Origin of the sequence: Streptomyces shenzhenensis (assembly GCF_021462265.1) — a bacterium.
Taxonomy (GTDB): domain Bacteria; phylum Actinomycetota; class Actinomycetes; order Streptomycetales; family Streptomycetaceae; genus Streptomyces; species Streptomyces shenzhenensis.
The window spans coordinates 74,253-99,869 of sequence record NZ_JAJONF010000012.1 but is presented as its reverse complement, the minus strand read 5'-3'; the positions used below and the strand labels follow the sequence as shown (position 1 = coordinate 99,869).

Sequence of the window (25,617 nt, the reverse complement as noted above, 5' to 3'; positions counted from 1 at the left end):
CGGCGGCCAGGGACCTGCTCAGTCAGTCGCTCGCCCCGGCCGACGTCCCGGTCGCTCGTCCCGGTCGGTCCTCGTCCTGGTCGCTCGTCAGGACGACCAGTTGCCGGGTCGCGCGGGTCATCGCGACATAGCGGTCGACAGCGCCCGCGACGCCCGTGCCGAACCTGTCCGGGTCGACAAGGACGACCAGGTCGAATTCGAGTCCCTTCGCCAGCTCCGGAGTGAGCGAGCTGATCCGGGACGCCGGTGTGAAGCGGGGATCGCCGATCACGCAGGCGACGCCCTCGGCGTGGGCGGCGAGCCAGCCGCCGAGGATGCCGTCGAGCTCCGCCACGGATCCGTGGACCACGGGCAGGCCCGAGCCGCGGATCGAGGTCGGCACGTTGGCGTCCGGGAGCACGGCCCGGATGACCGGCTCCGCCTGCGCCATGACCTCGCGCGGGGTGCGGTAGTTGATGCTGAGCGAGGCCAGGCCGACGCGGTCGAACCCGACCCGGGCCAGCCGTTCCTGCCAGGTCTCGGGGAACCCGTGCCGTGCCTGGGCGCGGTCCCCGACGATGGTGAAGCTGCGGGACGGGCAGCGCAGCAGCAGCATCTGCCATTCCGCGTCGGTGAGTTCCTGGGCCTCGTCGACGACGATGTGCGCGAACGGGCCGGCCAGAAGACCGGGGGCCGGGACGGGCAGTTCGGACTCGTCGACCAGGCTGACCTTGGCGTCCTCGCCGCGGAGCATCCTCACCAGGCCCTCCCCGTCGTCCCCGTCGGCGCCGGAGTCGGCGGCGGCCCCGATCAGGTTGTCGACGACCTGCGCCATGCGCTCGCGCTGGGCCGCGAGGACGGCCTCGTGCCGCTGTCTGCGCCGCGCCGCCTGCGGGTCGCCGAGCCGCTGCCGGGCCGCGTCCAGCAGCGGCAGGTCGGAGACCGTCCAGGCCCGCGGCTCCGCGCGCTGCAGCAGCCGGACCTCGTCGCGGTCCAGCCACGGGGCGCACATCCGCAGATAGGCGGGCACCGACCACAGGTCGGAGACCAGGTCGGTCGCCTCCAGCAGCGGCCACGCGCCGTTCAGGGTGTCGGCCAGCTCCGTGTCCTCGCGCAGCGACCTGCGGAACTCCTCTGGCGGGACGTCGTCGCCGTCGTACTTGCCCAGCAGGATGTCGGCCAGTTCCTCCCAGATCTGCTCGCGTGCCTCGTTGTGCGGGGTGCCCGGGCCCGGTGCCCGGAACGCGTCGGCCCAGTCGTCGGCGCTCAGCCGCAGGTCGGCCCAGTCGGTGGTGACCGTCATGCCCCGGGCGGGGGGCTCCTCGTAGAAGCGGACGGCCGTCTCGATCGCCCGCACCATGTCCGCCGACGACTTCAGGCGGGCCACCTCCGGGTCGGCCTCCACCGCCGCGGCGGCGCCCTCGTCGACGAGGTCCCGCAGGACGCAGGTCTGCACGCCCTCCTCACCGAGGCTCGGGAGGACGTCGCGGACGTAGTTCAGGTAGGGCCGGTGCGGGCCGACGAACAGCACTCCGCCGCGCCGGTGGCCGAGACGCGGGTCGGAGTACAGGAGGTGGGCCGTGCGGTGCAGGGCGACGACCGTCTTGCCGGTGCCCGGGCCGCCGTCCACGACCAGGGCGCCCCGGGAGCCCGCGCGGATGATGGCGTCCTGGTCGGCCTGGATGGTGGCGAGCACGTCGCGCATCCGCTCCGACCGGTCGGCGCCCAGGCTGGCGATGAACGCGGACTGGTCGTCGAGCGCGGCGTGGCCGTCGAGCCCGTCGGCGGTGAACACCTCGTCCCAGTAGTCGCTGATCCGGCCGTCCCGCCAGCGGTACCTGCGGCGGCTGCGCAGCCCCATCGGGTCGGCGTGGGTCGCCGCGAAGAACGGCTCGGCCGCCAGTGACCGCCAGTCGATCAGCAGCCGGCGGCCCGTGCCGTCGGTGAGGCCGAGCCGGCCGATGTACACGGGTCCGGGGTCGTCGGCGCCGACCATGCGTCCCAGGCAGAGGTCCAGGCCGAAGCGGCGCAGGGTGCGCAGCCGTCCGCTCAGCCGGTGGACCTCGGCGTCCCGGTCCATCGCCGCCCGGCCGGTGCCGCCCGGCGCCCTGAGCTCGGTTTCGAGGCGGTCGGCCAGCTCGGCGATCGACTGCGCGAGGCACTCGGCGACGGCGGCCAGGTGCCGCTCGTCGTCGGCGATCAGGGCCGGGTCGGCCTTGGCGGAGAGGCCTTCGGGCAGGTCGAAGGCGCTGGTGGTCAGGGGGTTCAATGCATCAGCTCCGTGGGGAGGCCGCGCGGCGGCGGGCACGTACGGCAGGGCGTCCGGAGGGACGGGACGAACAGGGGGGACGAACAGAGGTGTGGGACGAACAGGGGGGCGGGACGACGACCGTCGTCAAGGCTCGTGGCGGGCTGCGGCCCGAACCGGACCGCTGTCAGGGGTTCTCGGCGGGCTGCGGCCGGGCGGGACCGTCGGGACTGCTGTCAGGGGCTCGCGGCGGGCTGCGGCCGGGCGGGACCGCGGGGCCGTCGGGACCGGTCGCGCCCACGCGGCGGCGCCGCGGATCGATACGGCCCCCGCGCCCCGCACGGAGGGGCCACGGTGGCCGTGTGTACGGCTCAGGCGCCGTCGAGGAGCAGGCGCGCGGCCACGGTCGCTCCGTCGGTGCGCATCGTGCCGGCGACGGCGGCCGCACGGTCCCGGGTGCCGGGGGTGAGGGCGGTCGCGAGCGCGGCCGAGAGCGATTCCACGGTCGGGACCGGGCCGTCGTGGGCCGCGCCGATGCCCAGCGCGGCCACCCGGGCCGCCCAGTGCGGCTGGTCCACGATCTGGGGGACGATCACCTGGGGCACACCGGCCACGGCGGCCGTCGTCGTGGTGCCCGCGCCCCCGTGGTGGACGACGGCGGCGACCCGGCGGAACAGCGCCTGGTGGTTGACCTCGCCGACGGCGAAGCAGTCGGCGCCGTCGGCCGGGGCGAGGTCCGCCCAGCCGCGCCCGACCAGCACCCGGCGGCCCTGGGCGCGCACCGCCTCGACGGCCACCCGGGCGGTGTCCGGCGCGCCGCGCATGACCATGCTGCCGAAGCCCACGTACACCGGCGGAGCGCCGGCCTCCAGGAAAGCCACCAGCTCGGCCGGGAGCGGGCGTTCGTCCGGCAGCAGCCACGCGCCGGTCTGCACGAGGTCGAGATCCGTCATGTCCTGCCAGGGGGCCAGCCCCGGGTCGGCCGCCAGCCACGGCCGGTCGGTGAGGACGTGGTCACGGACGTTGTCCACCGGGGGCAGGCCGAGCGCGGCCCGGTGCGTGTTGAGTGCCTCCCCGTACAGGGCGTTCACCCGCTCGGCGTCCGCCTTCCACAGCGTCGGCAGGTCGGCGTCGGCAGGGGCCGGGCGGCCCGGCCGGGCGGCCGGCGGGAACCGCGAGGACGGCAGCCCGGCCGTGTGGAAGCAGGCCAGCACGTAGCGGATGCCCAGCTTCTCGGCCACCGACCGCGCGCCGGCCGGCATCAGACCGCTCGCCACCAGCGCGTCGCACCCCTCGGCTGCGGGGGCGACCGTCCCGAAGTGCGCGGCGACCAGCTCGGGCGCGAGTTTGAACGCGTCCTGCGGTGCCGGCTTCGGCCGGGTCACCAGCGCGCGCACCGACGGCCCGAACGGCACGTGCGGCACGCCCGCACGGCCCAGCAGCTCCGCGAACTCCTCGTCCGGCGGGGCGCACACCCGGGCCTCGGCGCCGAGCCTCCGCAGCGCCACCGCGAGTCCCGCGAGCGGTTCGACATCGCCGCGCGACCCATATCCCATCAACAGCACACGCACGTCGCACATCCCCCAAATACCGTGGTTCCTGGCTTCGGCCAGCGATTCTGCGGGACCAGGGGGGCCTTGCCGCAAGCCCCCCAGTGCGCTATACGTTAAGAAGGGCAAGGAGAAGACCTCCTCGCCCTGTGTTTCCTCCGGGCCGCCGACGTGCGGCCCTTTCTGCTGTCACGGCGCTGTCACGGCGCACTCAGCCACGGCCGGACCTGCTTGCGTGCCTCGTGCAGCCGGGACTTCAGCGTGCCCAGCGGGATCCCCACCCGCTCGGCGACCTCGGCGTAGTCCAGCTGGCAGATGTCCCGGTAGACGAGCGGCGCGACCAGCTGCGGATGTTCCCGCTCCAGCCGGTCCAGCGCCTCCAGCAGATCGATCCGGGACCCCGCGATCACACTCGTCGTCCGCGGGTCGACGTGCTCGGCCGGTTCGATGGCCGCCGGCTGCTCCGCCGCCCGTCGTTTCAGGTCCCGGTACTTCTGCCGGGCGCAGTTGGCGACGACCGTGTACAGCCAGGTGCTGAAGCGGCTGCGGCCCTCGAACGTGGAGATCTTCCGGGAGATCTGGAGCAGCACGTCCTGGGCCGCCTCCTCGGCGTCCTCCCGGCACGGCAGGAACCGCCCGCAGCGTCGTACGACGTCGGGCCAGACCTCGGAGAGCAGCTGGTTCAGGGCCACCTGGTCGCCGGCCGCGGCCCGCCGGGCGAGGTCTTCGGTCAGCGCGGCGTCCGGCACGGGAGGTCCCCCTCGAAGTCGATCTCAGGACAGGCATGATAGTCGTATGCAACCCCTGGAGCGGATCGGCCGCTATCGCCTCGAACAGCGCCTGGGCACCGGTGCCTTCGGGACGGTCTGGCTCGCCCACGACGACCAGCTGGACGCCCCGGTGGCGGTGAAGGTGCTCGCCGACAACTGGTCCCATCGCCTCGACGTCCACGATCGTTTCCTGTCCGAGGCGCGGCTGCTGCGGCGGGCCGACTCGAAGCGCGTGGTGCAGGTCTACGACATCGGCGAGCTCCCGGACGGGCGGCCGTACTTCGTCATGGAGTACGCCGACGCCGGCACCCTCGCCGACCTGCTCGGGGCGGGCCCGCTGCCGGTGCCCGACGCGCTGCGGCTGACCGCGCTGGCGGCGCGCGGCGCGGCGGACCTGCACAGCGCGGGGATCGTGCACCGGGACATCAAGCCGACCAACGTGCTGCTGCGCACCGCGCAGGACGGCACCCGCCGGGTGCTGCTGGCCGACCTCGGGCTGGCGAAGAGCCTGGCGCAGGCGTCGGGGCTCACGCTGGCGGCCGGTTCGGCGGGGTACCAGCCGCCGGAGCAGGCCCGGCCCGGCGAGGGCATCGACGCCCGCGCCGACGTGTACGCGCTGGGCGCGGTCGGCTACGAGCTGGTGACCGGGACGGTGCCGGCGGCACCCGGGCAGGTCGTCCGGCCGGAGCGGCTGCGGCCGGACCTCGGGGACGACGTGCAGCGGGCACTGATGCGGGCCCTGGAGCCGGACCGGCAGCGGCGCTGGCCGTCCGCGCAGGCCTTCGCGGACGAGCTGGACCGGCTGGCGGCGGCCGCGGCGGCCCGTCGGCCGGGGCGGCTGGACGGTGTCCGCAGGCGGCTCAACGCGGTCACCCTGACCGTCGCCGCGGTCCTCGCCGCGGGGGGCACGGCACTCGCGGTCACGATGATCGACCGGGGCGGGGCGGCGGGGGACGGGACGCGGGTCGCCGACTCCACCGGGCGGGTGACGGCCGAGGTGCCGTCCGGCTGGGCGGGCGAGCTGCGCGACTCGGGCTGGAATCCGCAGGCCCTGGGGCTGACCGCCGGGCACGAGCCCGGCCTGGAGGTCGCCGACGACGTGTCGGAGTGGCAGGACCTGTCAGCCGCGGTGAACGGCGTGTTCATCGGCGTGAGCGCGCACGGGAACGTCACCGCGAAGGTGAACGCCCTGAGTCACTCCGGCTGCCACTACGACGGCAGCCGCGCCTTCACCAGCAGCGACTGGAAGGGGCAGGTCCGCAGCTGGAGCGGCTGTTCCGGCGCGGGCGGCTCGATCCAGGAGGCGGCCCTCGGTCCGGCCGGCGGGGACAGCCGGCCCCAGGTGTACGTGCAGGTACGGCAGAAGGGCGCCGTCGACAAGAGCACCACGGATGGCATACTCCGGTCGCTTCGGGTCACCTGACCCGACGAATCCCGGCGTGCCCCCGAACTTTTCCGCTGTTTCTGGCATCGGATGGAAGTGACGGCGCACGGAGCGCCTCGGGCACGCCTCGCGGGCGTACCACGACATCCAGGAGTGTTGATCCACATGGCGCACACGTCCCAGTCCTTGCGGCGCGGGGCCGCCCTGCTCGCGAGCACGGTCGCCGCCCTGGGCCTGCTGACCGCCTGCGGCAACGGCGGTCAGGGCACGTCCCCGGAGTCGGTGTCGGGCACGGCGGCGCCCGCGACCGGCAACGCGTCGAGCACGGACACCTCGGACACCTCCGCCGCCCCGTCCGGCACCGGGTCCTCGCAGACCGGCGGCTCGGCGACGAGCGGCGGTTCGTCGACCGGCTCCACCAAGACCGGCAGCGCCACCGCGGCCGGCACCCGTTGCCACACCTCGGACCTGTCCGCCTCGGTGGGCGCCAACAACCCGGGGGCCGGTCAGGAGAACTTCCCGATCGTGCTCACCAACAAGTCGGGCCGCACCTGCACCGTGCGCGGCTACCCGGGCGCCGCCTTCGTGAACGCCTCCGGCACCCAGCTCGGCCCGGACCCGCAGCGCGAGTCGGGCAGCACCGCGGCGACGGTCACCCTCAAGCCGGGCCAGAGCGCCTGGGCGGGGCTGACCTTCTCCAACCCGGAGGTCAGCGGCGCCAAGACGGCGACTCCGGCCGCGCTGCTGGTCACCCCGCCGGACGAGCGGGACTCACTGAAGGTCGCCTGGACGGGCGGCGCGGTCCCGGTCTCCGGGAACGCCTCCTCGGTGCGCCTGAACGTGTTCAGCGCCGGTACCGGCGCCTGACCACCCCCTGACCGGACCCCGCTGCCCTCTCCCCCGGGCAGCGGGGTTCGTCACGTCCGGGCCACAACTGTCACAGACGTGCAACACGCGCGGCCGGCTCCGATCTTTTCCGCCGCACCGCCCATCGAACCCGTCGACCACATGGCAGCGGGGCTCCACCAGGGGCCTGGACGACGGAATCGGGGCGGACATGAGCGGCATCTCTCGCAGGCGGGTGCTGACGGCGGGCGCGACGGCGGGGGCCCTGGGTGCCCTGGGCGCGGTGTCGGGGTGCTCGAACGGCGACTGGACGCTCGGCGGCAGCGGTCCGGCCGCGGACGGCAAAGGCGGCGGCGCGCCGGCCAGGCCGCTGAAGCTCATCGGTGACGGCTCCACCGCCGACACCGGAGCGCAGCCGCACCAGCCGAAGGCGACGCGGCTGGCGGCCGGCACCAAGCCGCCGCAGTTCGTGGTGTTCTCCTGGGACGGCGCGGGCGAGCTCAGCAACCAGTTGTTCTCCCGCTTCCGGAAGGTGGCCGCGGACCACGGCGCGAAGATGACGTTCTTCCTCTCCGGCATCTACACCCTGCCCGAGTCGAAGAAGAGCCTCTACCGTCCCCCGCAGCACGCGGTCGGCGCCTCCGCGATCGGCTACCTGTCCGACCGGCACATCCACGCCACGCTCCAGCAGGTGCGCGCGGCCTGGCTGGAGGGCCACGAGATCGGCACCCACTTCAACGGCCACTTCTGCGGCTCCGACGGGGTGCGCAACTGGTCGCCCGCCGAGTGGCGCAGCGAGATCGACCAGGCCGTGGACTTCGTCACCAAGTGGAAGACGAACACCGGCTTCACCGACCTGGAGCCGCTGCCCTTCGACTACCGCAAGGAGCTGACCGGCGGCCGCACCCCGTGCCTGGAAGGCCAGAGCAACCTGCTGCCCACGGCCGCCGCGCTCGGCTGGAAGTACGACGCCTCCTCCCCCGGCGGCCTGCAGATCTGGCCGGGCAAGGTGCAGGGCAACCGCATCTGGGACTTCCCCCTGCAGTCCATACCGTTCCCCGGGCACTCCTTCCAGGTCCTGTCGATGGACTACAACATGATGTACAACCAGTCCGCCGGAAATCCGCTGGGCGACAAGACCCGGTACGACGCCTGGCGCACCCAGGCCCGCGACAGCTACGTGGCGGGATTCGAGCGGGCGTACACCACCAACCGGGCGCCGTTCTTCATCGGCAACCACTTCGAGCGCTGGAACGGCGGCATCTACATGGACGCCGTGGAAGAGGCGATCGGCCGGATGGCCCAGCACGACGACGTGCGCTTCGTGTCCTTCAAGCAGCTGGTGGCGTGGCTGGAGGCGCAGGACCCGGCGGTGCTGCGCAAGCTGCGCACGCTGAACCCGGGGCAGGCGCCGGTGGGCGGCTGGGCGGAGTTCCTGGGCGCGGCGGGCAGCCCGTCCCAGTAATCGGGTCCATCTCCTTTCATCTGAGTTCATCTGTGTTCATTAGTTTTCATCTGCTTTCATGGGCGGGCCGTACTTGATCACGCTGCTGAGGAACCCGCCCTGAACACCCCGCTCGCCGAGACCCTGTCCGTCCTCCTGCTCGTCGCCGTCCTCGCCTGGGCCGTGATCCGGCCGCGCGGCTGGCCGGAGGCGGTCCTCGCCGTACCCGCGGCGGGAATCGTCGTGACCACCGGGGCGATCTCCCTCGACCACGCGCGGGCGGAGGCCGAGCAGCTGGGGCCGGTCGTCGGTTTCCTCGCCGCGGTCCTGGTGCTCGCCCATTTCTGTGATGTGGAGGGCCTGTTCCGGGCCTGCGGGGCGTGGATGGCCCGGTGGTCGGGCGGGCGGCCGGTGCGGCTGCTGACCGCGGTGTTCGCGCTGGCATCGGTGATCACGGCCGTCCTGAGTCTGGACGCGACGGTGGTGCTGCTGACTCCGGTGGTGTTCGCGACGGCGGCCCGGTCCGGGGTACGGGCCAAGCCGCACGTCTACGCCTGCACGCACCTGTCCAACACCGCCTCGCTGCTGCTGCCGGTGTCCAATCTGACGAACCTGCTGGCGTTCGCGGCGAGCGGGCTGGGCTTCACCCGGTTCGCGGCGCTGATGGTGCTGCCCTGGCTGGTGGCCATCGGCGCCGAGTACCTGGTGTTCCGGCGGTTCTTCGCCCGTGACCTGTCCTCGTCGGCCCCCGGCTCCGGGGAACCCGGCGAGCCGCCCCCGCTGCCGCTGTTCGCGCTGGTGACGGTGGCCTGCACGCTCGCCGGGTTCGTGCTCACCTCCGCGGTCGGCATCGACCCGGCGTGGGCGGCGTGCGCGGGCGCGCTGGTGCTGGCCGGACGGGCGCTGGTACGGCGTCGGGCGTCCCCGCTGACGGTGGTGAAGGCGACCGCGCCCGCGTTCCTGGCGTTCGTGCTGGCGCTCGGGATCGTGGTGCGGGCGGTCGTGGACAACGGACTCGCCCACGCGCTCGGGCAGGTGCTGCCGGGCGGAACCGGGCTGCCGGCGCTGCTCGGCGTCGCCGCGCTCGCCGCCGTCCTCGCGAACATCGTGAACAACCTGCCGGCGGTGCTGGTGCTGCTGCCGCTGACCGCGCCGGCCGGGCCGGGCGCGGTGCTGGCCGTGCTGCTCGGGGTGAACATCGGACCGAACCTCACCTACGCCGGGTCGCTCGCGACGCTGCTGTGGCGCAGGATCGTGCACCAGCACGACCATGGGGTGGACCTCGGGGAGTTCACCCGGCTGGGCCTGCTCGCCGTGCCGGCCGCGCTGTGCGGGGCGGTGGTGGCACTGTGGGGAGCGCTCCAGGTGGTCGGAGTCTAGACGGGAGGCCATGGGCATGCGGGTGATCGTCTGGCTGGTCGAGGGGACCTGGCCCGCCTGTGTGGACGCGGCGCGCGGCTACGCGCGAGGCGCGGGTGAGGTGGTGCTGCTGCACGTGGACGAGCCGGTGGCCGATCTCGCGCACGGCGCCTTCGCGGGGCTGCTGGGCCGGGCCGGCTCGGAACCGGACCCGGAGCGGCGGCTGCTGGAGCTCGGCGGGACGTCCGCGGCGGAACTGCTGGACGCGGCCGCGGCCCGGCTGGGGCGGCCGTGCACCCGGCTGGAGCGGATCGGCCGGGCCGAGCGGGAGGTGGTGGCCGCCGCCGACGGCGCCGATCTGCTGGTCCTGGCCCGGGACGGCGACCGGTCCCGGCTGGGGCCGCACAGCCTGGGCAAGGCGGTGCGGTTCGTCGTCGACCACGCGCCCTGCCCGGTACTGCTGGTGTGGCCGGAGGCGGCGCCGGACCTGACGACGCTGCCGCCACCGCCGCCGCGCCCCTGAGCCCGCGCCGGCTCAGCGGCCGTAGTGCTCCCCGCCGCCGTAGCCGCCGCCCCAACCGCCGCCGTAGCCACCACCGTAACCACCGCCGCCGTAGCCACCGCCGCCGTACTGGCCGTCCCCGGAGCCGTAGCAGTAGCCCGGGTACTCGGCGCACGGGTTGTAGCCGGGGGTGCTGGACGGTGCCGGCTGCGCGGTCGTCTTCGAGGCGGACGGGGCGGGCGCCGGCGTGGCTGGCCGCGCGGCCTTGGCCGTCGGGGTGGCGGAGGCGGCCGGGGACGGCGTGCTGTCGGCGTCCCAGTTGACGATCTGCATCTGCAGGTCGGGCTGGGAGGTGTCCATCACCCAGCGCTGGGCGCTGACGTCCGCCCGGGTCTTGACGACCAGGGCGCCGCCGCCGTCGGTGGCGGCCGGGGCGAGCGCCAGATCCTGGTCCCAGCGGGGCACCAGCGCGCCCTGGAGGGTGAAGTCGTAGTGGACGCTCTTGGCCTTGGTCCCGGTCTCGGCCGCGCACGGGGCGAGCCGGACGGAGTAGCCGAGGTGCGAGTCGAGGCACAGGCCCGGGGCGGCGGCGTTGCGCAGCAGTCCGTCGCCCTCGTACGTCCACTGCTGGCCGGCGGTGGAGGAGCACTCGGCGAGCTCGGTCTCGGCGCCCTTGACGGCCTTCTTGCCGACCACGCCGATGCACAGGCCGGAGGCGATGTTGTGCAGCCGGCCGCGCAGGGTGCCCTGTGTGGTCTGGCTGGTGCCGATCCAGGACGGGCCCGAGGTGGAGGTGCCGGCCGGTGTGCCGGACGGCTTGGCGGTGGCCGGGGCGCCGTCGTCGCCGGAGCCGAGCACCGACCACAGCACCAGCGGCAGCACGACCAGGCCGCTCACGGTGCCGACGGCCACGGTGAGGTTGCGGCGGCGGACCCGGCGGGCGGCCCGCTGCGTGGCGCGGCGCGAGGCGGCGGGGTGCACGACCAGGTCCTTGGCCGGGGCGGCCGGCGGCGCGAACGCCTCCCCGCCCGCGAACCCGGCGGCGGGCACGGCCGGGGGTTCGGCGGGCTGCTCGGTCACTCCCGCCCGGGACTCCATGTAGGCGCGGGCGCCCCAGCCGAGCACGGCCTCGGCGAGGGCGATGCCGAGGCCGCCGCCGTTGAACTGGTACAGCTGGTCGGCGGTGTACCTGCAGTGCTTGCAGCCGTTCAGGTGCTGCTGGAGGTCCCGGTCGACGTCGATCCCGCCGCGCCGGAAGGTCACGTCGATCATCCGGACGTAGCGCTGGCACTCGTCCTCGTGGGCGAGTTCGCGGTGCACCTGGATGCACTCCTCGCGCATCCGCTCCCGGGCCCGGCGCAGTTCGACCTCCGCGTCCTGCTCGTCGAGGCCCAGCAGCGCCGCGGGTGCCGCCAGCGGCTCCGACTCGACCTCGGTGTGCCACAGCACGGTGCGCGAGGACGGGGTGAGCCGCTGGAAGGCTCGGGAGAGCAGCCGCCGGTTCGAGGGCGGGAGCAGCCGGGAGGCGGCCCGCTCGCCCTTGCCGCCGCGCAGCTGGGGGTGGAGCAGTTCGCCGCGGCCGTCGTTGTCCCATTCGGCGGCTATGCGCCGGACGGTGACCAGCAGTTGGGGACGCCACGCGGCGGTGGGGCCGGTCTGACGGAGGGATTCGCCGAAGAGCCGGGTGAATGCGGCGGTGGTGAGCATTCCCGCGCCGCGCGTCCCGTCGGCGCACAGGCGGGCGTAGGCGAAGGCCGCTTCCCAGTGCCGGTCGAGAAGTTCACCGACGGGGTGCAGGGCGGGTGCGGTGCCCGTCCACTGTTTGAGCTCGGCGCTGAGCTGCTCGTCGGTGACGTCGAACGGCCGGGCGGGGGTAGGGGAATTCCCCAGGCCTGCGTCATTCACGGCTGCATTCCTTCCAGACGCAACGCGGGATTCAGCCCATACCGACTGGTATGCGACCGGTATGCGACCCGGCCGACACCGAGGCCGGATGGGCTTGTTGGGGGGTTCGGCACACGAGGAGCGGCCTCGCGTACGCGGCGGTCGAAAATAATGGTCCGCATGCCGACACGCCACACCTTTGCACAGGCCAGCAGAGCAGAACAAGGGATCTCTGGGTTTTGCGTATTACCCGTGCGCCGCGATAATTTGACGAAACGTCAATGCAGGAGTCCGCGCCTTGTCGCTGTATCGACATCGCAATTGACGCGGGGAATCAGGACCGGCCGCCCCGGTTTCGACGGCAACCATTGGACTACGGCCCAACCTGCACAAGCCGCCGGCCGGCCGGCGCCCGTGAACCAATGAACCAGTACATCAGGGGCGTTCGCCCAAGCGGTAGGCGCCGGGCGGGACGCCGTATCGTTCTCGGAAAACCCGGTTGAAGTGGAACGGGCTGGGAAATCCGGACGCGGCGGCGACCCGCTCGACGGTCAGGTCGGTGTTCTCCAGCAGCCGGGCGGCGTGTCGCAGCCGCGCCTCGCGCAGCGCGCGCATCGGGGGCACACCGGTCCGCGCGGTGAAGAGGTGGGCGAACCGGGACGGCGACAGCGCGACACGCGCGGCGAGCGAGCGGACCGTGTGCGAGGCGCCCGGGTCGGCGGCGATCAGTTCCTCGGCGCGGCGCACCCGCTCGTCCCGGTCCGTTCGGCCGGGTGCCGCCCGGGACGGGCCGGCGGTCGCGAGCAGCACCACCTCCTCCAGTGCGCACAGGGCGAGTTCGCGCGCCGCGCTGCCGTGCGCGACGGCGACGGGGCCGTCGCCGGGTGCCGGGGCGGGCGGCGCGCCGGTGCCGGTCCAGCGGGAGTCGGCGAGCACCCGCCGAAAGGCCGCCTCGATCCGGGCGTGGGTCTCCTTCGGGGCACCGGCGGCGTACACGCCGTCGCCGAGGGAGCGGGGACCGAGCCACTGCGTCCAGTGGGGGCGCACCTGGCAGTGGGTCCACCAGAACCGCCAGTGGCGCGCGCCGGGCCCGACCGCGTAGCCGTGCGGGACGCCGGGGGCGAGGACGACGAGGTCGCCGGGGCGCGTGGCGGTCTCGACCGCCCCCTGCCGGAGCAGGCCGTGGCCCTCCGTCGTCCAGGTGAGCAGCCAACTGCTCGACCCCGCAGGCCGGTTGACCCGGTAGCCGGGACCCTCGTCGTAGCGGCCGGTGACGACCATGCCCGGCGGCGGGGCCGGGGCAGCAGTGCCGGGCAGCTCCACAGCGCTCATGGGCATCCTCTCCGTCGGCGTGTCGGCCTAGCGTGACAGGTCAGGAGCACCGGAGCGAGGAGTGCGAGCATGACAGTCCCGGGCATCGACGCCGGCATCCCGCGGCAGTTCGACGAGGACGGGTTCACCGTCGTACGCGGGTTGTTCGGGTACGACGAGATCGACCGTCTGTGCGCGGAGTTCGCGGCGCTGCACGCGGCGGGGCGGGTGGTGCCGGGGCACTTCGAGCCGAAGCCGACGGCGGATCCGCTGCACCGGTACCCCCGGGTGATGCAGCCCCATGAGATCAGCGCGCTCGCGCTGCGGTTCCTGCTGGACGCGCGGCTCCGGGTGGTCCTGGAGGCGCTGTTCGGGGAGGAGGTGCTGGCCGCGCAGAGCATGTTCTACTTCAAGCCGCCCGGGGCCCGGGGGCAGGCGCTGCACCAGGACAACTTCTATCTGCGGGTGGAGCCGGGGACGTGCGTCGCCGCGTGGGTCGCCTGTGAGGCGATCGACCGGGAGAACGGCGGGCTCGAGGTGGTGCCGGGGACGCACCGGATGGACCTGTTCTGCCCGGAGGAGTCGGATGCGCAGCTGTCGTTCGCCCGGGAGTACGTGGCACCGCCGGCGGGGCTCGCGGCGGTGCCGGTCGACATGGGGCCGGGCGACGTGCTGTTCTTCAACGGGAGTCTGGTGCACGGGTCACAGCCCAATCGCTCCGCCGGCCGGTTCCGTCGGTCGTTCATCGGTCACTACGTGGGGCGGTCGGCGGAGCGGATCGGGGGCTACTACCGGACGTTGTCCATGGGTGGGGAACCTGTTCCTTTGCCGGAGAGCGAAGGGGGTGGTCCGTGCGGGACCGAGCGGTTGTGATGCGGGGCGGGTGGGCGGGAGTTGGCCGCGCCCACGCGGCGGAGCCGCACTTCGGCACAGTCCCGCGCCTCCGAGAGGGCGCGTCTCAGTGGCCGGAGATGGGATGGGGACCGTAGGGCCGCTCCAGCTCTTCGAGCTCCTTGTCGCTCAGCTCCAGCTCCACCGCCGCCACCGCGTCCTCGACGTGGTTCGGCTTGGCGGCTCCGATGATCGGGGCCGTCACCGTGTGCTGGTGGAGGAGCCAGGCCAGGGCCACCTGGGCGCGCGGCACGCCCCGGTCGCCGGCGATGCGGGTGACCGCCTCGACGATCGCGCGGTCGCCCTCCTGGTAGAGGCGGTTGCCGAAGCCGTCCGTGGCGCTGCGCTCGGTGACCGTGCCCCAGTCGCGGGTGAGCCGGCCCCGGGCCAGCGGGCTCCACGGCAGCACGCCCACCCCCTGGTCGGCACAGAGCGGGAGCATCTCGCGCTCCTCCTCGCGGTAGAGGAGGTTGTAGTGGTCCTGCATGGAGACGAACCTGGTCCAGCCGTTCAGCTCGGCCGTGTACTGGGCCTTGGAGAACTCCCACGCGTACATCGAACTCGCCCCGATGTAGCGGGCCTTGCCCGCCTTGACGACGTCGTGCAGAGCCTCCATCGTCTCCTCGATCGGCGTGGCGTGATCGTAGCGGTGGATCTGGTAGAGGTCGACGTAGTCGGTGCCGAGGCGGGCGAGGCTGTGGTCGATCTCCGTGAGGATCGCCTTGCGGGACAGGCCGCCGCCGTTGGGGCCGGGGCGCATCCGGCCGTGCACCTTGGTGGCGAGGACGATCTCGTCGCGCCGGGCGAAGTCGCGCAGCGCCTTGCCGACGATCTCCTCGCTGGTGCCGTCGGAGTAGACGTTGGCGGTGTCGAAGAAGTTGATGCCCGCCTCCAGCGCCTGACGGATCAGCGGGCGGGACGCCTCCTCGTCGAGGGTCCACTCGTGGGTGCCGCGGTCGGGCAGGCCGTAGGTCATGCAGCCGAGGCAGATCCGGGACGCGTCCAGGCCGGTGCGGCCGAGCTTCACGTACTCCATCGTTGTCTCCCACCGTCGAGATCACGTCGTACAGAGGCGAGCGTACGTCGGCCGTGCGGCCGCTCTCGTGTCGTGGCGGTGATTGTCGGACGATGTCAGCGCCGCTCCAGCAGGTCGAGCGCTCGTTCCCAGTCGAACTCGGGGCGGCCGCCGTCCGCTTCGGCCTCGCCGCCGTAGGGGTCGCCGAAGCGGACGCCGAGCGCGCGCAGCCGGGTCAGGCTCTCCTGGTAGGCCGGGTGAGCGGCGAGCGCGTCGGCGACGCAGGGCAGGACGGCGATCGGGACGCCGAGTCCCAGGGCCTCGCACAGGGTGCCGACGGCGAGGGTGTCGGCGAGCCCGGCCGCCCACTTGTTGACGGTGTTGAAGGTGGCGGGGGCGACGACCACGGCGTCCGGCGCGGGGAAGGGGCGCGGATCGGAGGGCCTGCGCCAGGCCGACCGGATCGGGCGGCCGGTGCGTGCCTCGGCCTCGGCGATGTCGAGGAAACCGTTCACGGCGGCGGGTGTGGCGATGACCCCGACCTCCCAGCCGCGTTCCTGGGCCGCGGAGATGAGCCTGCCGACGCCCGCGGCGATGCCGGCGGCGCAGACGACGAGGCAGAGGAAGGGCTTGCGGGGCTCATCGGTCATCCGGGAACCCTATGCGGGCGCTACCGGAGCGGGAAGGACAGGCCCCGCTCGGACTCCGGGCGCGGACCGTGGATCCGGCGCTCGTGCTCCTCGATCGGCACGTCGTTGATGCTGGCCTCGCGCCGGGTCATCAGTCCGTGGTCGTCGAACTCCCACAGTTCGTTGCCGTACGACCGCCACCACCGGCCGTCCGCGTCGTGGCACTCGTACTGGAAGCGGACCGCGATGCGGTTGCCGTCGAAGGCCCACAGGTCCTTGCGGAGCGCGTAGTCGAGTTCGCGGGCCCATTTGGCGGTGAGGAACTCGACGATCGCGGCGCGGCCGGTGACGAAGGTGCCGCGGTTGCGCCAGACCGAGTCCTCGGAGTAGGCGAGCGCGACGCGCTCGGGATCGCAGGTGTTCCAGGCGTCCTCGGCGGCCTGGACCTTCTGGAGGGCGGTCTCCCGGGTGAAGGGCGGCAGGGGCGGGCGGTCGGCCATGAGCTTCTCCTTCGGCGGAGAACGCGCGTTCTCCCGATGACCGCTACCCTAGGAGAACGCACGTTCTCACGTCAAGGAGTGACCCATGGACAGCACAGTCGCGCGTGAACAGGCTCTGGACGCCGCCGAGCGGCTGTTCTACGGGCGCGGGGTGCAGTCCGTCGGCATGGACGACATACGCGGCGCCTCCGGGGTCTCCCTGAAACGGCTCTACCAGCTCTTCCCCGCGAAGGAGCAGCTCGTGGAGGCCTATCTGGAGCGGCGGGACGTGCGCTGGCGGCAGCGGCTCGCCGAGCACGTCCGGCGGCACGAGGATACCCTGGAGCGGTTGCTCGCGGTCTTCGACTGGCTGGAGGGGTGGTTCGGCGAGGCGGACTTCCGGGGGTGCGCCTGGATCAACGCGTACGGCGAGCTCGGCGCCACCTCGCCGCGGGTGGTGGCCCAGGTGCGGGACCACAAGCGGGCGTTCCGGGACTACCTCGCGCAGCTGGTGGCCGACGCCGGGCTGGACGCCGCGCTCACCGCGCCGCTGTTCCTGCTCGCCGAGGGGGCGATGGTCACCGCGGGCGTCACCGGGAGCACGGAGCCCGCGGCCGAGGCCCGCGCGGCGGCCCGGGTGCTGCTGCGCGCCGGATGAGGTCAGCTCGCGGCGGCGAGCCGCGAGAGCCGGGCGCGGGCCTCGGCGAGGGAGGCCGCGGCCGCCTCTTCCTGGCCGGCCAGGTGGGGCAGCACGTCGACCCGGGTCAGCTCGGCGGCCACCGGATGGAGGCGCTCGGGCCGGACGCCCAGCCGGCCCGTCCAGGTCTTCAGGTACGGGGTCTGGAAGTCCAGGGCCGCCCGGCCGGTGTCCGGACCGTAGGCGCCGCCGCGCGCGAGGACGGCCACCACCCGGGTGCCGGACAGCAGGCTCTCCCCCGTGTCCGGGTGGGCGAAGGCGCCGGGGAAGGTCACCCGGTCGATCCACGCCTTGAGGGCGGCGGGCACCGCGAAGTTGTACATGGGCACGCCGAGCAGCACGGTGTCCGCGGCGGACAGCTCGCTGATCAGGGGCAGGGTCTGTTCCCACTCGCGCGCCTCGGCCGGGCTCTCGATCAGCGCGGGCACCTTGGCGGGCGGCACGAAGCCCTCCCGCTCCGCCCGGCGGCCCAGAGTGGTGTAGGCGCCGGTGAGCGGGGGCACCGGGCTGGCCGCCAGGTCGCGGTGGCGGTACCGGGCCGCCGGGTGCCCGGCGCGCCAGGCACGGGCGAACTCGGCGGTGAGGCGCCTGGTCACGGAGTCGGCGGTCGCGTCGGCGCTGGAGTCGATGTGCAGCAGCATGGGGTGGTCACCTCGGTCGGTCCGGATGCGTCGAGGAGGTGACGGAGCACGCGGCGGAAAGGTGACCTCATGGACCGGCATGACGAGCTGGCGGCCCAGTTCGAGGCGAGGCGTGGGCGGCTGCGGGCGGTCGCCCACCGCATGCTGGGCTCGGCCCGGGACGCCGACGACGCGGTCCAGGAGGCCTGGCTGCGGCTGAGCCGGGCGGGCGGCGCCGGCATCGGCAACCTCACCGCCTGGCTGACGACGGTCGTCTCCCGCGTCTGCCTGGACATGCTGCGCGCCCGGACCGCTCACCCTGAGGAACCGTACGGCGACGACCTCCCGGAGCGCGCGGCCGGCGCCGGGCCCGAGGAGGAGGCGGTGCTGGCCGATTCGGTGGGGCTCGCCCTGCTGGTGGTACTGGAGACGCTGAGCCCGGCGGAGCGGGTGGCGTTCGTGCTGCACGACCTGTTCGGGGTGCCGTTCGACCGTGTCGCGGCGATCACCGACCGTTCGCTGCCGGCCGCGAAGAAGCTCGCCAGCCGGGCCCGGCACAAGGTGCGGGGCACACCCGCGGTGCCGGCCGCCGAGCAGGACCGGCACCGCGAGGTCGTGGAGGCGTTCCTGGCCGCCGCCCGGGGCGGTGACCTGGACGCGCTGCTCGGCCTGCTCGCAGAGGACGTGGTCCGGCGCGCCGATCCCGCGACGCTGCCGCCGGGGGTGGCGGCGGAGCTGCGGGGTGCCCGGGCGGTCGCGGAGGGCACGGTGCTGTTGCGCGAGCGCGCCCGGTTCGCCGCACCGGCCCTGGTCGACGGCCGGGTCGGCCTCGTGGTCGCCCCGCGGGGACAGCTGCGGTACGTCCTGCGGGTCACCGTCGAGGGCGACCGGGTGACGGCGTACGAGGTCGTCGCCGACCCGGCGCGGCTGCGCGGCCTGAAGCTGGCGGTGCTCGACGTGCCGGCGGCCGACTGGGCGCCAGACGCCGCGGAAGGCTCACCAAGCTCGTGGTGAGCCCTCCGTTCCAGGGACTGTCGCGAAGACGTCGTCGCCCGAAGGGCGGCCGCGCGGCGTCCGGCGCGTGCTCTGGGGGGACCCCGCCCGGAAGCCCTCGTACTGGGCGTACCCGGGCTTTCGGGCGGTGCGCCGAGTGGGGCACCCCCTCTGGGGGAGCGTGCCGGGCGTCGCGCGGCAGACGGCACTTTCGCAACCGGCCCTAGCCTGTCGGTTCCTCGACCGTGATGGCGTGTACCGGGCAGGCGCGGGCCGCCTCGCGGACCAGGGGGTCGCCGCCGCCGTCCGCCATGCCGGGGAGCAGGGCGCTGAAGCCGTCGTCGTCCTGGGTGAAGACGTTCGGGGCGGTCAGGGCGCACTGCCCCGCGCCGATGCAGACGTCCCGGTCGATCTCGATGTGCATGGCGGAAGCCTCTTACCAGGTCACGGGGAGTTCCAGCATCCCCTGGATCGTGTCGCCGGGTTTGAAGGGAATCTCCTCCGGCGGTGCGGCGAGCCGCAGGTCCGGGAGCCGCTCCCACAGGGTGCGCAGGGCGATCTCCAGCTCGGTGCGGGCCAGGTTCTGGCCCAGGCACTGGTGGATGCCGAAGCCGAAGGCCACGTGGTGGCGGGCCGGACGGTGCCAGTCGAGGGTGTCGGGGTCGTCGTACACGGACTCGTCGCGGTTGATGACCGAGGTCGCGAAGAGCACGCCGTCGCCCTTGCGGATGGTGGTGCCGGCCACCTCGATGTCCTCCAGGGCGACGCGCAGCAGCCCGTCGGCGATGGACAGCAGCCGCATCAGTTCCTCGACGGCGGCGGGCACCAGCGAGGGGTCGGCACGCAGTTCGGCGAGCCGCTCGGGCTGCTGGAGCAGGGTGAAGGTGCCGAGCGAGATCATGTTGGCGGTGGTCTCGTGCCCGGCGACCAGCAGGATGAGGGCGAGCGCGACCACCTCCCTGCGGTCCAGGTCGCCCGCGCGCAGCCGTTCGTGGACGAGGTCGTCGAGGACGCCGTCGCCGGGCACCTCGTCCCGGCTCTTGCGGTCGGCCAGGTCGCCCAGATAGGCCTCCAGCCTGTCGCGCGCGTCCAGGGAGTCGGCGGGCGCCGGACCGCGCAGCAGCCGCCGGGACTGCGCCTCGAAGAACTCGTGGTCGGCGTAGGGCACGCCGAGCAGGTCGCAGATGACCATGGACGGCACGGGCAGCGCGAAGGAGCTCACCAGGTCGGCCGGCGGCCCTGCGGCGATCATCCTGTCCAGCAGCCCGTCGACGATCCGCTGGATCGCCGGCCGCATCCCGGTCGCGCGTCTGAGGGTGAAATCCGGGATCAGCATCCGCCGCTGGGTCTGGTGCTCGGGGTCGTCGAGGCCCAGCAGGGCGACCTGGCGGCGCTCCCGGGCGATCGCGAACCGGGCGTTCGGCATCGGGAAGTCCTCGCGCCGGCGGTCGCTGGACAGCCGCGGGTCGGTGAGCAGCGCGCGGGCCGCCGCGTGGCCGGTGACCGCCCACGCGGTACGGCCGTCGTAGAGGGTGACACGGGACAGCTGGGCGCCGTCGCGCAGCGGGTCGTAGCCGGTGGGCGGGTGGTAGGGGCACGTGCGGTCCTGCGGCCACGCCACAGGGTCCGCCGGGCGGACGGAAGCAGCGGGTTCCGTCAGGTCCGTCAGTTCGTTCATGGAAGACCTCGCAGACGAATGTCGTACGTCGTGCCGATCATCATTAGATGCCCTGGGCATCTATAGGACGACCGCAAGTTCGGCCACATCGGTGAATCCGCCGTTCTGGCCTGATCGCATAGGGCCGGTGGACGATTCCGCGCCGAAATTCGCTTGCCGGTGCGGCGAGCCGGGTCACAGGATCTGCGCATGAACTCTCCTGACGCCGCTCTGCCGCTGACCACCGCGACCCTGCGCCGGGTGCGGGTCCAGCAGCAGCCGGGGCGCCCCTGGAGGCCCGAGCCCGCACGCGCATGACGGCCACGCTCGTCGCCGGCCTGCTCGCCGGGTACGGGATCGCCGTCCCGGTCGGCGCGGTCGGCACATATCTAGTGTCCCTCACGGCTCGCACGTCACTGCGGACCGGCGCCTGCGCCGCGCTCGGCGTCGCGACGGCCGACGGCCTGTACGCCCTGCTCGCGGCGGCCGGCGGCGCCGCGCTGGCGACGGCGCTGCTGCCGGTGCTCGGTCCGCTGCGGCTGGTCTCGGCGCTGGTGCTGGTGGCGCTCGCCGTGCGGGGTGCGGCCCTCGCGCTGCGCCATTTCCGGGAACAGCGGCTCGCGGCCCGGGCCGAACGGCCGGTACCCGGTCCCGGGCGGGCGTATCTCGGCCTCCTCGGGATCACGCTGCTCAACCCGACGACGGTGATCTACTTCGCGGCCCTGGTGGTCGGCACCCGTTCCGCCGAGCCGGTACGACCGGTGGAGCAGGGTGTCTTCGTCCTCGCGGCCTTCGCCGCGTCCGCGAGCTGGCAGCTGCTGCTGGCGAGCGGCGGCGCGCTCCTCGGCAGGGCCCTGACCGGTCACCGGGGCCGCCTGATCACGGCGCTGCTGTCGAGCTGCGTGATGCTGGGGCTGGCGGCGCGGATGGCGCTGCAGCCCGGCTGACGGCCGGTGCGCCGGCGGCGCGGGCGACGCGGGCGGCTTCCCGTCGGGGCCGGTGTCGCGCGGATGATCCGGGGCACTCCCGGTGTTGAATCATGGCGTCAGCCATGGAAGCGACGAGGGGACGGACCTCATGCCTCTTGAGGGCGAGTACGAGCCCAGCCCGGCCGCCTGGGTACGCGAACAGGTCGAGTTGTACGAGAGCTCGGGTGGGAAGGAGGGCACGACTCTGATGGACACGGGGTTGCCCGTGATCGTGCTGACCACCCTGGGTGTGAAGAGCGGGAAGATCCGCAAGACGCCGCTGATGCGGGTGGAGCACGACGGGAAGTACGCCCTGGTCGCCTCCCAGGGCGGCGCGCCCAAGCATCCCGTCTGGTACTTCAACGTCAAGTCGCACCCGCTCGTCGAGCTCCAGGACGGGCCGGTCAAGCAGGACATGACCGCCCGTGAGGTCACCGGTGCGGAGAAGGCCGAATGGTGGGAGCGGGCCGTCGCGGCGTACCCGCCGTACGCCGACTACCAGAAGAAGACCAGCCGGGAGATCCCGGTGTTCGTGCTGGAACCGAAGTAGGGGGAAGTGACGGTTCCGGGAATCCATTTTGGCCTGGGACCGTCGGAATTTAGAAAAATCTGTTTCCGACAGGCATGAACCGGCGCCGGGCCGGGCAGCCGAATGTCAGGCCCCGCCGCGTTCCCCCGTCGCGGCGGGGCTTTCCCGTGCCTCCTGCGCGGACCGGTCGGTCACGTCCAGGAAGATCTGTCCGGCCTCGGTGAACGTCTCGGCGAGCGCCCCCTTGATGCGCACCAGGACCTCCTCCACCTCCTCGCTGTCCAGTCCCGGCACCAGGTCGATCCGGGCCGCCACCATGGTGGTCTCGAGACCCAGCCGCATCGTGAAGAGCGCCTCCACGCTGTCGATCTCGGGCTCCGCCGCGAGCTGCTCCCGGATCCTGTCGCTGAGCTCCGGATCCGCCGCCTCCCCGATGAGCTGGTCGCGGGCGTCGGCGCCCAGCCGGTAGGCCACGAACACCAGGAGGGCGCCGATCGCCAGCGAGGCCGACGCCTCCCAGACCACCTGCCCGGTGACCATGTGCAGGGCCATGCCGGCGATCGCGAGGCAGACGCCGAGCACGGCGGTGCCGTCCTCGGCGATCACCGTCCGCAGCGCCGGGTCCCGCAGCCCCCGGTCCTCGCCGCGGGCCTGGTGCACCGCCCGGTACAGGGACGCGCCCTCGGCGAGCAGGGCGACGCACAGCACGACCAGGCCGGCCACATAGCCGCTGAGCTTCTCCTGCGCCCCGTCGCGCAGTGCCTCCACGCCCTGGAAGAAGGAGAAGCAGCCGCCCATGACGAAGATCCCGACGGCCGCGAGCAGCGCCCAGAAGAAGCGTTCCTTGCCGTAGCCGAAGGGGTGCCGGGTGTCCGGCGGGCGGCGGCTGCGGCGCAGGGCGGCCAGCAGGAACACCTCGTTCAGGCTGTCGGCGACGGAGTGCGCGGCCTCCGACAGCAGCGCGGGCGAGCCGGCGACGACACCGCCGACGGCCTTGGCGAGGGCGATCACCAGATTGGCGGCGAGCGCCACGAACACGGTCAGGCGTGTCCTGTGGTCCGCCTTCGACTGGTCCGGGCGCTGCTGATCCGGGCTCATCTCCTGCGAGTTCTCCTCCTCCGCGTGTTCCCGCTCCGAGCGTTTCCGGTCCGAATGCTTCCGCGACGACGTCCTGCTCACGACCGCCGACTGCCCCGACGGGCGCTGATCACTCCGTGCGAAAGGCGGAAACCGGGGAACGCATGACTCAGGGGCCCCGGTCGGCCGGGGGCGGCCCCTCGGCGAGGAGGACGCGATGAACGGCGGCGACGGCAACAGCGCGCTGGGGCACAGGGCTTTCAGCCGGTCCCCCAGTCATTTCACGGACCGGATCACCGCGGACGGACGCGACGGCTGGCCGGTGGCGGCCGGACGGTACCGGCTGGTGGTCAGCCGCGCCTGCCCGTGGGCCGGCCGGGCGCTGATCTCCCGGCGGCTGCTCGGCCTGGAGGACGCCCTGTCGCTGGCCGTCACCGATCCGATCCAGGACGACCGCAGCTGGCGCTTCACCCTCGACCCCGGCGGCCGTGACCCGGTACTCGGCATCCGGTACCTCAGTGAGGCCTACGACCGCCGGGAGACCGGGTATCGGGGCGGGGTGAGCGTGCCCGCGGTCGTGGACGTGCCGAGCGGGAAGCTGGTCACCAACGACTACCAGCGGCTGACCCTGGACCTGGCCACCGAGTGGACGGCACTGCACCGGGACGGTGCGCCGGACCTGTACCCGGCACGGCACCGCGACGAGATCGACACGGTGACGGCCGAGGTGTACGAGGACGTCAACAACGGGGTGTACCGGGCCGGGTTCGCGCACGAGCAGCAGCAGTACGAGGAGGCGTGCGCGGGGGTGTTCCGGCGGCTGGAGCTGCTCGCCGGGCGGCTGGCCGGGCAGCGCTATCTGGTCGGGCACACGATCACGGAGGCCGACATCCGGCTGTTCACCACGCTGGTGCGGTTCGACGCCGTCTACCACGGCCACTTCAAGTGCAATCGCTTCAAGCTCGCGGAGAACCCGGTGCTGTGGGCGTACGCCAGGGACCTCTACCAGACGCCGGGATTCGGTGACACCGTCGACTTCGACCACATCAAGCGGCACTACTACCAGGTCCACACCGGCATCAACCCGACCCGTGTCGTCCCCCTCGGGCCGGATCTCGCCGGGTGGCTGACGCCCCATCACCGGGAGGAGCTCGGCGGCCGGCCCTTCGGGGACGGGACGCCGCCCGGCCCGGTGCCGGCGGCCGAGGAGATCCCGGCCGCGGGGCGGCCCTGACAACGCGGAGGCAGGCATGGCCAAGAGCACGAAGAAGCTGAAGCTCCCCCTCGTCTACGCGCCCCTCGGCTGGGTGCTGAGCTGGGCTGCCGGAGCGCTGGGCACCCTGGTCTTCCGCCGGACCTGGATGGCGCTGCGCGGCGAGCGGGACGCGCCGGACGCCCTGGACCGGGACCGCGGCTGGGGCGAGGTGCTGCTGGCCGCGACGGTCCAGGGGGCGGTCTTCGCGGTGGTGCGCAGCGCCGTGGACCGCACCGGCGCGACGGCCGTAGAGCGCTCCACCGGGGTCTGGCCGGTGCCCCGGAAGGGCGGCCGGGACTGAGCGGGCTCAGCCCTGCTTGGGCGCGGAGGGCGGCATCAGGCGCAGGGTGAAGGAGTGTCCGGCCGGGTCGGCGTACCCGCGTTCCTCGTACGGCCCGGCCGGGTCCTTCGTCTCGATCGGCCGTCCGCCGAGGCCGACCACCCGCCGTTCGGCCTCGTCCAGGTCCTCGACCAGGAAGTCGAGATGGGCCTGGAGCGAGTTCTCGGGCCGCGGCCAGCTCGGCGGGGCCGCGTTGACGTCGCGCCGGAAGGCGATCCGGAAGCCGCCGGTGGCCCGGATCTCGACCAGGTTGGCCGAGGCCTCGCCGTCCTCGGCGTCCAGGAACTCCCGGTAGAACTGGGCGAGTTTCTCGGGCTCTGCGCAGTCGAGCACCACGACGGCCGCGGTCACCAGTGCCATGTTTCCTCCCTCGGAAGGTTCTCCCGGGCACGTCTGTCCCCGATCGGCGGATTCAGTCGCCCACCAGCCGCTTCCCGGCGCGCGACTGGGCCAGCCGGGCCTCGGCCGCGGTCAGCAGCAGGTCGAGGGCGGCCGGATAGGAGCTGTTCCGCATCGAGGCCACCAGATGGCGGGCGGTGGCCGCGATGTGCGGGTGGCTGGTGGCGGGCAGCCGGGCGTAGGTCGCCCGCCACACGTCCGCCTCGGCGTCCCGGGCGGGCTTGGGCAGGGCGGTGCTGGCGGAGTCGAGGGCGCCGTAGGCGAGGGCCTGGTCGACGAAGGCGTGGTAGACGCGGACCGCCTCGGCATCCGGGAAACCGGCGTTCCGCAGTATCCCGAGGATGGTCTCGACCGCCTGGATCTCGTACGTCCGCCCGGTCACCCGATGGGCGCTGAGCGTCGCCGCCCGCGGATGGGCGAGGGCGCCGGCGTGCATGCGCAGGCCGAGCTCGCGCAGGTCGGCGCGCCAGTCGCCGGTGGGCCGCCAGCCCCGCAGAGTACGGCCGATCAGCTCGTCGGCGATGGCGAGCATCAGCTCGTCGGTGTGCCGGAAGTAGCGGTAGAGCGGGCTGGGGTCGGCGCCCAGGGCGCGGCCGAGGCGGCGCACGGACAGGGCGTCGGCGCCGTGCTCCTCGATCAGCCGCATCGCGGTCTCGACGATCAGTTCCCCGGAGAGGACCACGCCCTGTTTGGTGGGGCGCCGGCGCTGCCGGGCGGTAGCCGGGACGACGCGTTCGCTCATGGGGTCTCCCTCCCTGGTGGCGCACCTTATGACAACACCGTTGACCTGT

General features: G+C 73.4%; 26 protein-coding genes. 12 read left to right on the top strand and 14 right to left on the bottom strand.

Translation table 11 applies throughout. From position 1 onward, the window contains the following. Positions 1-22: 22 nt before the first annotated feature. From helR to LQ326_RS18060, 3 genes are all read right to left on the bottom strand, one after another. Entirely contained in the window at positions 23-2,248 is a 2,226-nt protein-coding gene (gene helR / locus LQ326_RS18070) for an RNA polymerase recycling motor ATPase HelR (protein WP_234537965.1), read from the bottom strand. A 350-nt stretch (positions 2,249-2,598) separates the two neighbouring features. Further along, entirely contained in the window at positions 2,599-3,798 is a 1,200-nt protein-coding gene (locus LQ326_RS18065) for a glycosyltransferase (protein ID WP_234537962.1), read from the bottom strand. A 179-nt stretch (positions 3,799-3,977) separates the two neighbouring features. After that, a complete protein-coding gene (locus LQ326_RS18060) occupies positions 3,978-4,526 on the bottom strand; it encodes an RNA polymerase sigma factor (RefSeq protein WP_234537960.1) in 549 nt (182 codons plus the stop codon). 46 nt (positions 4,527-4,572) lie between these two features. Between LQ326_RS18060 and LQ326_RS18055 the strand changes: the two genes are divergently transcribed. The 5 genes from LQ326_RS18055 to LQ326_RS18035 all read left to right on the top strand — a co-directional run bounded on the left by LQ326_RS18055 (position 4,573) and on the right by LQ326_RS18035 (position 10,103). Next, positions 4,573-5,970: a serine/threonine-protein kinase gene (locus LQ326_RS18055; RefSeq protein WP_234537957.1), complete on the top strand. Its 1,398-nt coding sequence runs from the start codon at positions 4,573-4,575 to the stop codon at positions 5,968-5,970. A gap of 126 nt (positions 5,971-6,096) precedes the next feature. Then, positions 6,097-6,798 (top strand): DUF4232 domain-containing protein, encoded by a 702-nt coding sequence (locus tag LQ326_RS18050; RefSeq protein WP_234537954.1) that lies wholly within the window; start codon positions 6,097-6,099, stop codon positions 6,796-6,798. Between the two features lie 190 nt (positions 6,799-6,988). Continuing rightward, the gene (locus LQ326_RS18045) at positions 6,989-8,242 is read left to right on the top strand and encodes a polysaccharide deacetylase family protein (protein WP_234537951.1); all 1,254 of its coding nucleotides are present in this window, start codon (positions 6,989-6,991) and stop codon (positions 8,240-8,242) included. Positions 8,243-8,341: 99 nt separating this feature from the next. Beyond that, complete coding sequence (locus tag LQ326_RS18040; RefSeq protein ID WP_234538171.1) at positions 8,342-9,601, top strand: arsenic transporter; 1,260 nt, start codon at positions 8,342-8,344, stop codon at positions 9,599-9,601. Positions 9,602-9,617: 16 nt separating this feature from the next. After that, a complete protein-coding gene (locus tag LQ326_RS18035; RefSeq protein WP_234537949.1) occupies positions 9,618-10,103 on the top strand; it encodes a universal stress protein in 486 nt (161 codons plus the stop codon). 12 nt (positions 10,104-10,115) lie between these two features. Here the strand turns inward: LQ326_RS18035 and LQ326_RS18030 are convergent, their stop codons facing one another. Together LQ326_RS18030 and LQ326_RS18025 are read right to left on the bottom strand one after the other, a co-directional pair. Continuing rightward, a complete protein-coding gene (locus LQ326_RS18030) occupies positions 10,116-11,987 on the bottom strand; it encodes an RICIN domain-containing protein (protein ID WP_234537947.1) in 1,872 nt (623 codons plus the stop codon). Between the two features lie 414 nt (positions 11,988-12,401). Continuing rightward, complete coding sequence (locus LQ326_RS18025) at positions 12,402-13,298, bottom strand: helix-turn-helix domain-containing protein (RefSeq protein WP_234537945.1); 897 nt, start codon at positions 13,296-13,298, stop codon at positions 12,402-12,404. A 69-nt stretch (positions 13,299-13,367) separates the two neighbouring features. Between LQ326_RS18025 and LQ326_RS18020 the strand changes: the two genes are divergently transcribed. Next, entirely contained in the window at positions 13,368-14,150 is a 783-nt protein-coding gene (locus LQ326_RS18020; protein ID WP_234537943.1) for a phytanoyl-CoA dioxygenase family protein, read from the top strand. A gap of 85 nt (positions 14,151-14,235) precedes the next feature. Here LQ326_RS18020 and LQ326_RS18015 read toward each other — a convergent pair whose 3' ends face one another. From LQ326_RS18015 to LQ326_RS18005, 3 genes are all read right to left on the bottom strand, one after another. Beyond that, a complete protein-coding gene (locus LQ326_RS18015; RefSeq protein ID WP_234537941.1) occupies positions 14,236-15,204 on the bottom strand; it encodes an aldo/keto reductase in 969 nt (322 codons plus the stop codon). Positions 15,205-15,299: 95 nt separating this feature from the next. Then, positions 15,300-15,833: a flavoprotein gene (locus LQ326_RS18010; RefSeq protein ID WP_234537939.1), complete on the bottom strand. Its 534-nt coding sequence runs from the start codon at positions 15,831-15,833 to the stop codon at positions 15,300-15,302. A gap of 20 nt (positions 15,834-15,853) precedes the next feature. Beyond that, positions 15,854-16,312: a nuclear transport factor 2 family protein gene (locus tag LQ326_RS18005; protein WP_234537937.1), complete on the bottom strand. Its 459-nt coding sequence runs from the start codon at positions 16,310-16,312 to the stop codon at positions 15,854-15,856. Between the two features lie 85 nt (positions 16,313-16,397). Here LQ326_RS18005 and LQ326_RS18000 point away from each other — a divergent pair, with 85 nt between their 5' ends. Beyond that, a complete protein-coding gene (locus tag LQ326_RS18000; RefSeq protein WP_234537936.1) occupies positions 16,398-16,949 on the top strand; it encodes a TetR/AcrR family transcriptional regulator in 552 nt (183 codons plus the stop codon). A gap of 2 nt (positions 16,950-16,951) precedes the next feature. On the opposite strand, the gene LQ326_RS17995 is transcribed toward LQ326_RS18000, so the two are convergent. Beyond that, on the bottom strand, positions 16,952-17,629 hold the full coding sequence (locus LQ326_RS17995) for an FMN-dependent NADH-azoreductase (protein ID WP_234537933.1): 678 nt from the start codon (positions 17,627-17,629) through the stop codon (positions 16,952-16,954). Positions 17,630-17,698: 69 nt separating this feature from the next. Between LQ326_RS17995 and LQ326_RS17990 the strand changes: the two genes are divergently transcribed. Beyond that, positions 17,699-18,622, top strand: a complete 924-nt coding sequence (locus LQ326_RS17990) for a sigma-70 family RNA polymerase sigma factor (protein ID WP_234537930.1) — start codon at positions 17,699-17,701, stop codon at positions 18,620-18,622. A gap of 202 nt (positions 18,623-18,824) precedes the next feature. Here the strand turns inward: LQ326_RS17990 and LQ326_RS17985 are convergent, their stop codons facing one another. Together LQ326_RS17985 and LQ326_RS17980 are read right to left on the bottom strand one after the other, a co-directional pair. After that, entirely contained in the window at positions 18,825-19,025 is a 201-nt protein-coding gene (locus LQ326_RS17985; RefSeq protein WP_234537927.1) for a ferredoxin, read from the bottom strand. Between the two features lie 12 nt (positions 19,026-19,037). After that, positions 19,038-20,279, bottom strand: coding sequence for a cytochrome P450 (locus tag LQ326_RS17980; RefSeq protein ID WP_234537925.1), 1,242 nt, complete (start codon positions 20,277-20,279; stop codon positions 19,038-19,040). A gap of 293 nt (positions 20,280-20,572) precedes the next feature. Here LQ326_RS17980 and LQ326_RS17975 point away from each other — a divergent pair, with 293 nt between their 5' ends. Then, on the top strand, positions 20,573-21,205 hold the full coding sequence (locus LQ326_RS17975) for a LysE family transporter (protein ID WP_234537923.1): 633 nt from the start codon (positions 20,573-20,575) through the stop codon (positions 21,203-21,205). Positions 21,206-21,335: 130 nt separating this feature from the next. After that, a complete protein-coding gene (locus tag LQ326_RS17970; protein ID WP_234537921.1) occupies positions 21,336-21,776 on the top strand; it encodes a nitroreductase family deazaflavin-dependent oxidoreductase in 441 nt (146 codons plus the stop codon). A gap of 105 nt (positions 21,777-21,881) precedes the next feature. Here LQ326_RS17970 and LQ326_RS17965 read toward each other — a convergent pair whose 3' ends face one another. Beyond that, the gene (locus LQ326_RS17965; RefSeq protein WP_234537919.1) at positions 21,882-22,853 is read right to left on the bottom strand and encodes a cation diffusion facilitator family transporter; all 972 of its coding nucleotides are present in this window, start codon (positions 22,851-22,853) and stop codon (positions 21,882-21,884) included. 196 nt (positions 22,854-23,049) lie between these two features. Between LQ326_RS17965 and LQ326_RS17960 the strand changes: the two genes are divergently transcribed. Both LQ326_RS17960 and LQ326_RS17955 read left to right on the top strand, forming a co-directional pair. Next, positions 23,050-24,066 (top strand): glutathione S-transferase family protein, encoded by a 1,017-nt coding sequence (locus tag LQ326_RS17960; protein WP_234537917.1) that lies wholly within the window; start codon positions 23,050-23,052, stop codon positions 24,064-24,066. A 16-nt stretch (positions 24,067-24,082) separates the two neighbouring features. Beyond that, positions 24,083-24,388: a DUF4235 domain-containing protein gene (locus tag LQ326_RS17955; RefSeq protein ID WP_234537915.1), complete on the top strand. Its 306-nt coding sequence runs from the start codon at positions 24,083-24,085 to the stop codon at positions 24,386-24,388. Positions 24,389-24,394: 6 nt separating this feature from the next. On the opposite strand, the gene LQ326_RS17950 is transcribed toward LQ326_RS17955, so the two are convergent. Together LQ326_RS17950 and LQ326_RS17945 are read right to left on the bottom strand one after the other, a co-directional pair. Beyond that, entirely contained in the window at positions 24,395-24,787 is a 393-nt protein-coding gene (locus tag LQ326_RS17950) for a VOC family protein (protein ID WP_234537914.1), read from the bottom strand. Positions 24,788-24,839: 52 nt separating this feature from the next. Further along, positions 24,840-25,568, bottom strand: coding sequence for a TetR/AcrR family transcriptional regulator (locus LQ326_RS17945; protein WP_234537912.1), 729 nt, complete (start codon positions 25,566-25,568; stop codon positions 24,840-24,842). Positions 25,569-25,617: the final 49 nt, after the last annotated feature.